Origin of the sequence: Stenotrophomonas sp. Sm10, assembly GCF_030985515.1 — a bacterium.
Classification (GTDB): domain Bacteria; phylum Pseudomonadota; class Gammaproteobacteria; order Xanthomonadales; family Xanthomonadaceae; genus Stenotrophomonas; species Stenotrophomonas hibiscicola.
Window position 1 is genome coordinate 1 of sequence record NZ_JAPTFO010000101.1, and the last position, 11,512, is coordinate 11,512.

At 65.4% G+C, this 11,512-nt stretch carries 9 protein-coding genes, 4 tRNA genes and 1 pseudogene; 1 reads left to right on the plus strand and 13 read right to left on the minus strand.

The annotated features are described in order from the left end of the window. The 6 genes from O0J15_RS18915 to O0J15_RS18940 all read right to left on the minus strand — a co-directional run. Positions 1-507: GTP-binding protein (locus O0J15_RS18915; protein WP_308306111.1), on the minus strand; the 507-nt coding region annotated here is incomplete at its 3' end. A 41-nt stretch (positions 508-548) separates the two neighbouring features. Next, positions 549-624: transfer RNA gene (locus tag O0J15_RS18920), tRNA-Thr, on the minus strand. Between the two features lie 49 nt (positions 625-673). After that, a tRNA-Gly gene (locus tag O0J15_RS18925) sits at positions 674-747 on the minus strand. Positions 748-771: 24 nt separating this feature from the next. After that, positions 772-857, minus strand: a tRNA-Tyr gene (locus O0J15_RS18930). Positions 858-994: 137 nt separating this feature from the next. Next, positions 995-2,011: an isoaspartyl peptidase/L-asparaginase gene (locus tag O0J15_RS18935; RefSeq protein WP_308306112.1), complete on the minus strand. Its 1,017-nt coding sequence runs from the start codon at positions 2,009-2,011 to the stop codon at positions 995-997. A gap of 138 nt (positions 2,012-2,149) precedes the next feature. Further along, positions 2,150-3,169 (minus strand): cyanophycinase, encoded by a 1,020-nt coding sequence (locus tag O0J15_RS18940; protein WP_164143860.1) that lies wholly within the window; start codon positions 3,167-3,169, stop codon positions 2,150-2,152. A 170-nt stretch (positions 3,170-3,339) separates the two neighbouring features. Between O0J15_RS18940 and O0J15_RS18945 the strand changes: the two genes are divergently transcribed. Next, positions 3,340-6,078 carry a TonB-dependent receptor gene (locus O0J15_RS18945; protein ID WP_308306113.1) on the plus strand — a complete coding sequence of 913 codons (2,739 nt, stop codon included), beginning with the start codon at positions 3,340-3,342 and terminating at the stop codon, positions 6,076-6,078. A gap of 614 nt (positions 6,079-6,692) precedes the next feature. On the opposite strand, the gene ychF is transcribed toward O0J15_RS18945, so the two are convergent. The 7 genes and pseudogenes from ychF to O0J15_RS18980 all read right to left on the minus strand — a co-directional run. Further along, positions 6,693-7,784, minus strand: a complete 1,092-nt coding sequence (gene ychF, locus O0J15_RS18950) for a redox-regulated ATPase YchF (protein WP_057502606.1) — start codon at positions 7,782-7,784, stop codon at positions 6,693-6,695. A 223-nt stretch (positions 7,785-8,007) separates the two neighbouring features. Further along, entirely contained in the window at positions 8,008-8,586 is a 579-nt protein-coding gene (gene pth / locus O0J15_RS18955; protein WP_049416981.1) for an aminoacyl-tRNA hydrolase, read from the minus strand. A 48-nt stretch (positions 8,587-8,634) separates the two neighbouring features. Then, positions 8,635-9,252, minus strand: a complete 618-nt coding sequence (locus O0J15_RS18960) for a 50S ribosomal protein L25/general stress protein Ctc (protein WP_005415401.1) — start codon at positions 9,250-9,252, stop codon at positions 8,635-8,637. Between the two features lie 108 nt (positions 9,253-9,360). Then, a complete protein-coding gene (locus O0J15_RS18965; protein ID WP_005415400.1) occupies positions 9,361-10,320 on the minus strand; it encodes a ribose-phosphate diphosphokinase in 960 nt (319 codons plus the stop codon). A gap of 140 nt (positions 10,321-10,460) precedes the next feature. Further along, positions 10,461-10,537: transfer RNA gene (locus O0J15_RS18970), tRNA-Gln, on the minus strand. Positions 10,538-10,548: 11 nt separating this feature from the next. Next, positions 10,549-11,418 (minus strand): 4-(cytidine 5'-diphospho)-2-C-methyl-D-erythritol kinase, encoded by an 870-nt coding sequence (gene ispE / locus O0J15_RS18975; RefSeq protein ID WP_021202247.1) that lies wholly within the window; start codon positions 11,416-11,418, stop codon positions 10,549-10,551. After that, a pseudogene (locus O0J15_RS18980) lies at positions 11,415-11,512 on the minus strand (lipoprotein localization factor LolB); the annotation flags it as partial. The pseudogene O0J15_RS18980 and the gene ispE, both read right to left, overlap by 4 nt.

Below are 11,512 nucleotides of genomic sequence, written 5' to 3' on the forward strand. Positions count from 1 at the left end.
CGGGGTGTCGTCGCCCGGGAAGTCGTACTTGCTCAGCAGCTCACGCACTTCCATCTCGACCAGCTCGAGCAGCTCGGCGTCGTCAACCATGTCGGCCTTGTTCAGGAACACGACGATGTACGGCACGCCGACCTGACGCGACAGCAGGATGTGCTCGCGGGTCTGCGGCATCGGGCCATCAGCGGCCGAGCACACCAGGATCGCGCCGTCCATCTGGGCGGCACCGGTGATCATGTTCTTGACGTAGTCAGCGTGGCCCGGGCAGTCAACGTGGGCGTAGTGACGGATCGGGGATTCGTATTCGACGTGCGCGGTCGAGATCGTGATGCCACGCGCCTTTTCTTCCGGAGCGGCGTCGATCGAGGAGTAGTCCTTGAACTCGCCACCGAAGCGCTCGGCACCGATCTTGGTCAGTGCGGCGGTCAGCGTGGTCTTGCCGTGGTCGACGTGACCGATGGTGCCGACATTGACGTGCGGCTTGGTGCGCTCGAACTTACCCTTGGCCATGGCTGCTTATCTCGAATTCGTCTGAGAGGTGATGCTTGAGATGGTGCTCACGAAAGGAATCGAACCTTCGACCTCTTCCTTACCAAGGAAGTGCTCTACCGACTGAGCTACGTGAGCCGAGTTTTGCATTATGACATGAACTCGATAATATTCAAAGTTCATTCAATGGAGCGGGAGACGGGAATCGAACCCGCACCATCAGCTTGGAAGGCTGAGGTTCTACCATTGAACTACTCCCGCGCCGGGAATGTCACAACGTGAAACTGGTGGAGGGAGGTGGATTCGAACCACCGAAGGCGTAAGCCAGCAGATTTACAGTCTGCCCCCGTTGGCCGCTTGGGTATCCCTCCTTACCACCCCAACCCGTTGCCGCCGAAGCGTTGCGGTGTGTGGTGGTGAGCCGCTTATTCTGCTGATGGGACGGGGGGCTGTCAACGCTTTTTTCCATTTTTTTCACACGCTGTCGCAAACCCATTGATACGCAAGGTTATTGCCCGGGAACCGGCAGGGTCTCGTTGGCGAAAATTGCGACATGAGGGACGCCGTCGCCACCGATCCAGCCCCGATACATGCCCTGGGTGTTGAACGGCGTGGCCATTTTTCCGTCTGCGCCGAGCACGATCGCACCGCCGTCGCCGCCCATCTGCGGAATCGTCTCGTTGATCACGCCCTTGCCGGCCTGCTCCGGGCTCTGCCCCTGGTAGCGCATGCGCGCACAGATCTCGTGCGCGGCCGCAGTGCGGATGTAGTACTCGCCCCACCCGGTGCCGGACACCGCGCAGCGTGCGTCGGCCCAGGTGCCGGCACCGATGATCGGCGAGTCACCGACCCGGCCGTAGCGCTTGTTGGTCATGCCCCCGGTGGAGGTGCCGGCGGCCAGATGCCCCTGCGCGTCCAATGCGACCGCACCAACGGTACCGAAGTGCTTTGCAGTCTCCAGGTCGGCATGTGCCTGGCCACTGGCCTCTTCCTTGAGGGCGCGCTGCAGCTGTTGCCAACGCTTCTCTGTACGGAAGTAGGAGGGATCGACCAGAGGCATGCCCTGCTCGGCCGCGAAGGCTTCGGCGCCCTGCCCGACCATCATCACGTGGCGGGATTTCTGCATCACGGTCTGCGCCAGCAGGATCGGGTTGCGCACCCGTTGCACGCCCGCCACCGCGCCCGCCGCCTGGTTCGCGCCATCCATGACCGCCGCATCCAGCTCGTTGCGGCCGTCGTGGGTGAACACTGCGCCCTTGCCGGCGTTGAAGGTGGGATCGTCCTCCAGCACGGTGATCGCCGCAGTGACCGCTGCGAGCGCAGGGCGACCGGCCACCAGTTCCGCATGACCCTTCAGCAGTGCTGCCCGCAGCGCGTCACGTGCGGCCTTTTCCTTGGCCGGCGACAGGTCCTTGCGCTCGACGCCGGCGCCGCCGTGGATGACCAGCAGCGGTGAAGCGGCCGGTGCGGCCTGGGCAAGCATGGGCAGGGACAGCAGCATAGACAGCGCCAGGCGCAGTTTCATCGGGTACGTCTCCAGCAGGTGGGCAAGGGAGGCATCGTCGTAGAGCCGAGCCCATGCTCGGCTGATGCCTCGATTGAAGAGCAGCCGAGCGCGGGCTCGGCTCTACAGCATCCCATGCGTGGTCACAGGATCGCCGGGTCACTGGCGGATGACTTCGATCTCGCCATCGCTGACGTCGGCCACGGCCTGATAGTCGGCCTCGGCCTGGAAGTCATCCAGGCGCATGCGGCTGCCGCTGGCGACCACCGTTACCGGCACCGCGTGGAAGCGCAGCGGCTCACCTTCGACCAGGCGGTCGGCATCGCGGCCGGGGCTGACCACCCAGACCTTGCCCTCGCCGTCAGCACTGTAGACCTGTGCCTGGCCATCGGGCTCCACGCACAGGGCGGTGTCCTCGTCGACGCCGATGCCGACGATGCCGGGGTCGCCACTGTCCTGGGCGGCGCGCGCCACGAACACGATCAGGCGACCGAGCCGGTCGCGCTTGTCGAAGTGGGTGTCGGTGACCACGCGCTGCAGGTAGGGCATCTGCAGGAAGCCACTGTCCATGGTCACCGCACTGCCCATCGGGTCGGCCAGCGCACCGGCGGAGGTGATGCTGCCGCCGTCCATCGCGCCGTAGGCATAGCCACCGAGGATGGCGAGCCCAGCGCTGGTACCGGCAATCGGCTTGCCGGCGCGCACATGGGCGTTCAGCGCGCGGTTGAGCGCAGTGCCCTTCCAGAAGCGGATGTAGCGCGACTGGTCACCACCGGCAATGAAGATGGCATCGGCGGCGGCAACCACGCGCAGCACGGCCGGATCGTCGGCGCCGCGGCGGCTGTCGAAGACCAGCGTCTGCACTGCGGTGGTACCGCCGATCTCGCGGTACAGGCGGTCCTGCAGCTCATCACTGCCAGAAGCGCGCAGGATCAGCACGCGGCCATTGCCAGCCTGCTTCAGCCACCAGTGGAAGGCCTCCGGCACCCATTCGCCACCGCCCATCAGCATCATGGCCGGTGCGCGCGGACCGGGCCGGGGCGCGTCGAGATCGCCGGCTTCGTAGTAGGCGAAGCCCGGGCCCTGCAGGTCCTGCGCAAGGGCGACCAACGGCACGGCCAAGACCAACAGCGCCAGCCAGGCGAAGGGGGCACGCACGGTCCGATGGAGGCGTCGCATCTTGATCTCCCTGAACAAAATCGACTTGCAAGCGTTTCCACTCTTTGCCAGATAGGGACCCAGTAGTCAAGGACATGAAAAAGGCGTTAAATGCGCGCGCCCGTTCCGGAAATCTGAATGGGGGACAGGGCCCCTCCTCTGCGGGCCGGCTTCATTTCCGAGAATTCCTCATGCGTAGACAGGCGATGGCGTGGTCGATCCAGCTGGCGTTGATGGGCGTGGCTGCTTCCGCGGCGGCCCAGGCACCGGCTTCCTCTTCGGTGCAACAGCTGGACGCGGTGCAGGTCACCGGCTCGCGCATTCCGCGCGCCCAGGTGGAAGGCCCCGCCCCGATCACGGTGATCAACGCCGAACAGATCCGCTCCAGCGGCTTCACCAGCGTGCCGGACGTGCTGCGTGCAATGACCCAGAACGGCGGTGAGACGCAGAGCCAGCAGTCCTCCGGCGGCGCCGACTTCTCGCCCGGCGCCCAGCAGGTGGACCTGCGTGGCCTCGGCTCGAACCACACGCTGGTACTGGTCAACGGCCGCCGCATCGCCGACTTCCCGATGCCGTTCAAGGGCCGCAGCAACTTCACCGACGTCTCCAACATCCCGCTGGGAATGATCGAGCGCATCGAAGTGCTGACCGGCAGTGCCTCGGCCATCTACGGCTCGGACGCGATCGCCGGCGTGGTCAACTTCATCCTGAAGAAAAAGGCCGACGGCACCACGATCGACATGCGCATGGGCACCACCAGCGAAGGCGGTGGCGAGTCGTTCGACATGAGCCTGGCCAGCGGCTTCAGCCGCGGCAACTTCAACGCCGTGTACAGCGTCGAGCTGCAGTCGCAGACCCCGCTGTGGGCCTATGAGCGCGACATCCAGGATTCGACCCAGGACGGCCCCACCGAGGGCTCGCGCATCGCCCGCCGCGCTTACCTGCGTACGGACTACAACGACGACTACCTGGATCCGGGCGCGGCCACCTGCGAAGCGCTGGCCGGGCAGAACCAGGGCAGCACCTACCGCGCCTACCGCCCGCGCTACGGTTACTACTGCGGCAGCGACAGCTCGATCGGCTACGGCACCATCCTCAGCAAGCGCCGCGGCGCCAATGGCTACGCCTCGCTGAGCTACGACTTCGAAAACGGCCAGCAATGGTTCGCCGATGTGCAGCTGGGCTACCACACGATGTCGCTGATGCGCGACGTCACCAAGTGGGGCCGCATGGACGCCAATGGCGATGAGTCGGGCTACTTCAACAACCAGGCCACCGGCGAGATCGAGTTCTGGCAGCGCCAGTTCTCACCCGAGGAAATGGGGGGCCTGCGCAATGCGATGGTACGCAGCGCGCAGAAGACCTTCAGCGTGACCACCGGCTTCAAGGGCAATCTGGCCGGCAACTGGGACTACGAAGCGGCGCTGAGCCATTCGCAGTACCAGTCGCGGATCAGCTGGGCGCAGATCATCGCCGCCAAGGCCAATGACCTGTTCCTGGGCCCGCAGCTGGGCGTGGACGACGACGGTTTCCCGATCTACAACGCCGACCCGTCACGCCTGTACCGGCCGCTGACCCGCGCCGAGTACGATTCGATCGCAGCGCGCACCACCTACACCCCGAAGTCGCGCACCGAGACGGCTGCGTTCACGCTGACCAATTCCGCGCTGTTCGGCCTGCCGGGCGGTGATGCCGGGTTCGCCGCGACCGTGGAAGTGGGCCAGCAGGCCTATGCGCTGAATCCCGATCCGCTGGCCACCCAGTACTACTACTACAGCTGGAAGGATTCGGACGGTCAGGGCTCGCGCAACCGCTGGGCGACCGCCGCCGAGCTGCGCATGCCGCTGCACGAGACGGTCAACCTGAGCGTGGCCGGCCGCTACGACCAGTACCGCTATTCCGGCCACACCATCGGCAAGGCGACCTGGAGCGGCGGTCTGGAATGGCGCCCGATCGACACGCTGCTGGTGCGCGGTTCGTATGGCACCGCGTTCCGCGCGCCGGACCTGCACTACGTGTTCGCCGGACCGGGCAACGACGAGACCACCGCCGAAGACCTGTACAGCTGCCGCGCCGATGGCGCTAGCGACTGTTCCGACTACGAGCGCAACCTGATCCGCAGCCGCACCGGCAGCCGCCAGCTCGACCCGGAAACCAGCACCTCGTGGAGTGCAGGCTTCGTCTGGTCGCCGGCGATCGGCCTGGACCTGTCCGTGGACTGGTTTGACATCGACATGCGCAAGCAGGTGCAGGACATGGACGTTCGCACGCTCCTGGCCAACGAAGCCAACTGCCGCCTGGGTACTGCCGACATCAACTCGCCGACCTGCGTGGACGCGCTCGACCGCATCACCCGCACCGGTGATGGCCGCCTTTACGGCGTGCGCGTCGCTCCGATCAACGTCGCCCGCGAATCGACCTCCGGTATCGACGTCGGCCTGCGCTACCGCATGCAGACCGGCATCGGCGATTTCATCCTCAACGGCACCCACACCTGGGTGAAGAAGCACGATTTCCAGCGCTACCCCGGTGACCCGACACTGGACCAGTTCGCGGTCAACAGCGGATTCGACATCCCGCGTACCAAGACCAGCCTGAGCGTGACCTGGGAGAAGGACGCGTGGTCGGCGACGGTCTATGGCTCGCGCCTGGGCAAGCTGCCAACTTCGGACAGCTACGACCAGTCGTTCGACTGGGACAGCGGCGACAGCCCGTACGTGAAGGCGACCTACCGCTACAACGCCTCGGTGCAGTACCGCTTCGACGACCACTCGCGCCTGTCGCTGTCGGTGGTCAATGTGTTCAACAAGATGCCGCCGAAGGACACCACGTATACCGCGTACCCGTACTACGACGTGTCCTGGTTCGACAGCGTCGGCCGCACCATCAACCTGCAGTACACCCACAAGTTTGGCGGCACCGCGCTGTAAGGCGCGCCGCCTTGCAGGACGTGGACGACAAGGCCCGCCATTGGCGGGCCTTGTCATTTGCGCTCTGGTAGATGCCCACCTTGGCGGGCACTGTCTCGCCGCGCGCCCACCAAGGTGGGCGGCTATCAGAGCGGGCCACCGGGGTTTTCCACACAATGCGTGGAGAGTGATGGGAACTTGATGTGGACAAGTGGGTTCGAGCGTTGCGATGCAGGCATTTCCGGGCGTGGTTATTTTTTATCCACGCCTCCCGTTGTTTTCCACACCACGCGTGGAAAGCGATGGGAACTTGGTGTGGACAAGTGGGTGCGAGCATTGCAGCGCAGGCGTTTCGAAGCGTGGTGAAAATCTGTCCAGGTCGCGCGGGCGAGCCCCTTGTAGAGCCGAGCCCACGCTCGGCTCCGGCTGGCATCAGCCGAGCATGGGCTCGGCTCTACATCGGCTTCGCCGGTTTTCCACATGCGGCGTGGAAAGCGATGGGAGTTTGCTGTGGACAAGTGCCGGCGAACATCACGCCGCAAGCGTTTCGCAGCGTGGTGATTTTTTATCCATATTCAGAAACGCGAACGCCCCGCACGAGGCGGGGCGTCCGGGGTCGATCCGATGCCGCTGGATCAGACGTTGAAGCGGAAGTGCAGGATGTCGCCTTCCTGCACGCGGTATTCCTTGCCTTCCAAGCGCAGGCGACCGGCTTCCTTGGCGCCGGCTTCGCCCTTGTACTTGATGAAGTCGTCATACGCGATGGTTTCGGCGCGGATGAAGCCCTTCTCGAAATCTGTGTGGATGACCGCGGCAGCCTGCGGGGCGGTGGCACCCTTGCGCACCGTCCACGCACGGACTTCCTTCACGCCTGCGGTGAAATAGGTCTGCAGGCCCAGCAGGCTGTAGGCCGCGTTGATCACGCGGTTCAGGCCCGGCTCGCTCAGGCCCAGGTCGGCCAGGAAGGTGTCGCGGTCTTCATCGTCGAGCTGGGACAGCTCTTCTTCGATCGCGGCCGACACCGGCACCACCTGCGCGCCCTCGGCGGCGGCGTGCGCGCGCACGGCTTCCAGGTGCGGGTTGTTCTCGAAGCCGTCTTCCAGCACGTTGGCGATGTACATCACCGGCTTCAGGGTCAGCAGGAACAGGTCGCGTACCAGCGCCTTTTCTTCATCATCCAGGCCGACCGAACGACCAGCCTTGCCGTCGGACAGTGCCGCCTGCAGCTTGGCCAGCACCGGCTTGCGCGCCGCTGCATCCTTGTCGCCGCCCTTGGCCGCGCGCTCGGCACGGTTCAGTGCCTTCTCTACGCTGTCCAGGTCGGCCAGCGCCAGTTCGGTGTCGATGGTTTCGATGTCCGAGATGGGGTCGACCTTGCCGGCCACGTGCACGATGTCGCCGTGCTCGAAGCAGCGCACCACGTGGGTGATCGCATCGACTTCGCGGATGTGCGCCAGGAACTTGTTGCCCAGGCCTTCACCGCTGGCGGCACCGGCGACCAGACCGGCGATGTCGACGAACTCGACCGCGGTCGGGATGACCTTCTGCGGGTTGATGATGCCCGCCAGCTCGTTCAGGCGCGGGTCCGGCACCGGCACGATGCCGACGTTCGGCTCGATGGTGCAGAACGGGAAGTTCGCCGCGGCGATGCCCGCCTTGGTCAGCGCATTGAACAGGGTCGACTTGCCGACGTTGGGCAGGCCGACGATGCCGCATTTGATACCCATGGGTGACAGCTCTCTGGGGTGAAAGTGATTGGGGAAACAGCGACGTGGGCGCTGCTTTTCCAATCATTCTCCGTACCGACCAACGGTCGGTACCTACCGACCCGGTTGACTCCGTACCGACCAACGGTCGGTACCTACCGACCTGGTTGACTCCGTACCGACCAACGGTCGGTACCTACCGGCCTGGTTGACTCCGTACCGGCCAACGGTCGGTACCTACCGGTTATTTCGGGGTGTGCAGGCGCTTCATCGCTTCGTTGAAATCGCCCTGCACCGCCAGCGGCAGCACGTCGATCGCATCGTCGATGGCGCGCGCGATCAGCACGTCATCTTCCTTCGACGGGCGGCCGAGCACCCAACCCACCACGCGGTCCTTGTGGCCGGGGTGGCCAATGCCCACGCGCAGGCGATGGAACTTGCCATGGCCGAGCAGGCGGATGGTGTCGCGCAGGCCGTTCTGACCGCCGTGGCCACCGTCGAACTTCAGCCGTGCCGCGCCGGGCGGCAGGTCCAGTTCGTCGTGGGCCAGCAGGGTTTCCTCCGGCTCGATCTTCCAGAACCGCTGCGCGGCGGTGACCGACTTGCCGCTGAGGTTCATGAAGGTGGCGGGCTTGAGGAGCCACACCGTCTGCCCGGCGATCTCGACCTTGGCGGTCTCACCGAACAGCTTGCTGTCCACATTCCATCGCGCACCGGCTTTCTCCGCCAGGGCCTCAACGAAATGAAACCCGGCATTGTGCCGGGTCCGGGCGTGTTCCGATCCGGGGTTGCCCAGACCGACGATCAGTCGCAGTCCTGCCATGGTTCCTTCCAGTACGGTGCCTGCCCGCAGGCAGGCACCGTAGCGGTATTACTCGGCGGCAGCCGCTTCTTCGTCGGCCGCGTCGGCCTTGCCGGCCTTGGCGGTGACGATGGCGTCGTCGTGGTCCTTGCCCAGCGCCAGGGCCGGGATTTCCACGCCCTTCGGCAGCTTGATGTCGGACAGGTACACCACGTCACCGGCCTTCAGCTCACCCAGGTCGACTTCGATCGACTCCGGCAGGTCCTTCGGCAGGCAGGTGATGGTCACTTCCTTCAGTTCGTGGGTGACCACGACGTCGGCAGCCTTGCCGGCCGGCGAGGTGTCTTCGTTGACGAAGTGCAGCGGGACCGAAGCGGTCAGGGCTTCGTTCTCGTTCACGCGCTGGAAGTCCAGGTGCATGATCAGCTGCTTGTACGGGTGGCGCTGCATGTCACGCAGCAGGACCTTCTGCACCTGACCATCCAGGTTCAGGTCCAGGATCGAGGCATAGAACCACTCGTTCTGCTGGGCCAGCCAGATTTCGTTGTGGTCCAGGCTGATGGCGACCGGCTCGGCGTTGCCGCCGTACACGATGGCCGGGATCACACCGGCGTGACGCAGGCGGCGGCTCGCACCCTTACGCTGCAGTTCACGCTTGGTGACCTTGATTTCATGGGTCTTCGACATTTTCGACTACTCAGGTTGTTGCCGCGCCCTGCGGCGTGGCGGTTGAAGATGCTTCCGCGACCAGAAGCACCCGGGGTATGCCCCGCCGTTGCCGGCAGGGGCGAAAACTCAGTCGACGTACAGCGAGCTGACCGACTCACCGAAGGCGATGCGGCGCATCGTTTCGGCCAGCATTTCCGCCACGCTCAGCTGGCGGATCTTGCTGCACACTCGCGCGGCGTCCTTCAGCGGGATGGTGTCGGTCACCACCAGCTCGTCGAGCTGGGAATTGGTGATGTTGTCCACCGCCGGGCCCGACAGCACCGCGTGGGTGCAGTAGGCGGCGACCTTGAGCGCACCGCGCGCCTTCAGGGCAGCGGCAGCGGCGCACAGGGTGCCGGCGGTGTCGACGATGTCATCGACCATCACGCAGGTCTTGCCTTCGACGTCACCGATGATGTTCATCACGGTGGAGACGTTGGCGCGCGGGCGGCGCTTGTCGATGATCGCCAGATCGGCGTCATCCAGGCGCTTGGCCACCGCACGGGCACGGACCACGCCGCCCACGTCCGGCGACACAACGATCAGGTTCTCGGTGCCGTAGGCGCGCCAGATGTCGGCCAGCAGCAGCGGGGACGCATACACGTTGTCCACCGGAATATCGAAGAAGCCCTGGATCTGGTCGGCGTGCAGGTCGACGGTCAGCACGCGATCAGCGCCCGCGGTGCTGAACATCTTGGCCGCCAGCTTGGCGGTGATCGGCACGCGCGAGGAGCGCATGCGGCGATCCTGGCGCGAGTAGCCGAAATACGGCACCACGGCGGTGACACTGGCCACCGATGCGCGCTTGAGCGCGTCGATCAGCACCAGCAGCTCCATCAGGTTTTCCGCGCTCGGCGCGCAGGTCGGCTGGATCACGAACACGTCCTGCTTGCGGACGTTCTCTTCGATCTCCACCTGCACTTCGCCATCGGAGAAGTGCGAGACCAGCGCCTTGCCCGGGCGAACCCCCAGTTCCTTGCAGATGTTCTGCGCCAGACGTTTGTTGGCGTTGCCGGAAAAGACCAGCAGGTTCGGGGACTCTTGCATCATGATTGTCTCGGGCGGGGACGAGTGGCGGGGATCCGGAGTCGGCAAGGACCCCGATGGACCCTTGCTGCTGACAACACCGCGGTTGTTTCCACGTCCCGCGCGGGCGATGCGCTGGAAGGCGCGGACACAGCCGCTATTGGCAGGGGCGGTAGGATTCGAACCTACGAATGCCAGGATCAAAACCTGGTGCCTTGGGCCTCTTGGCGACGCCCCTGCAGTGATAAATCAGTGTTGCTCGAGTGCATCCAGCAGTGGCGAACGCGCTACGCCCGCTGCCACCCTTGCCCGCAACTCCTTCGGCAACTTCGACCGTCCCTGCTCTGCGGCAGACTGCGATGCGAACTCGACGAAACAACCACTTCCCGAACCGGTCAGCCGCGCCGTGCCGATGTCGCTCAACGCGGCGAACGCTGCCTCGACGGCAGGCTCACGGCGGCGCAGCACCGGTTCGAACGCGTTCCCGACCAAGGTCCCGGAAGCGAAGTCCTCTATTTTCGCCACTGGGCTGTCGCGCGTCAAATCCGGGTCTGCAAACAGTGCTGGCGTAGGAACATGAACGCCCGGTTCGACCAGCACGTACCAGGCCGGAGCCAGAGTGATCGGCTGCAGGCGCTCGCCCACGCCTTCGGCCCAGGCGTTGCGCCCGCGCACGAATACCGGCACATCTGCGCCCAGGCGCAGGCCCAGCGCCGCCAAAGCCTCTTCATCCAGACCCGCCCGCCACAGCCGGTTCAGCACCACCAGCGCCGTGGCCGCGTCGGACGACCCCCCGCCAAACCCACCCCCAGCGGGAACGTGCTTTTCGACGATGATGTCTGCACCTTGCTCGACCTTTGCCGCTTCCTGGAGCAGGCGCGCGGCACGCACCGCCAGATCATCCGCCTCGGCAACGCCGGCCAAACCCTCGCCCTCACGGCGCACCTGGCCGTCTTCACGCAGGCGCAGGCCAATGCGATCGCCCCAGTCCAGCAGGCGGAACACGGTCTGCAGCTCGTGGTAGCCGTCGGCGCGGCGGCCGGTGATGTGCAGGAACAGGTTCAGCTTGGCCGGGGCCGGCCACCAGGACCAGCCCGCGTCATCGTGCCCGGCACTCATGGGGCGCCCTGCCCCCACTGGTCCACCAGCAGGCGCACCTTGGCGTCGCCATTGCTGGCCTCGATCCGGCGCGGCAGCGCCGGGCGTGCGGCCG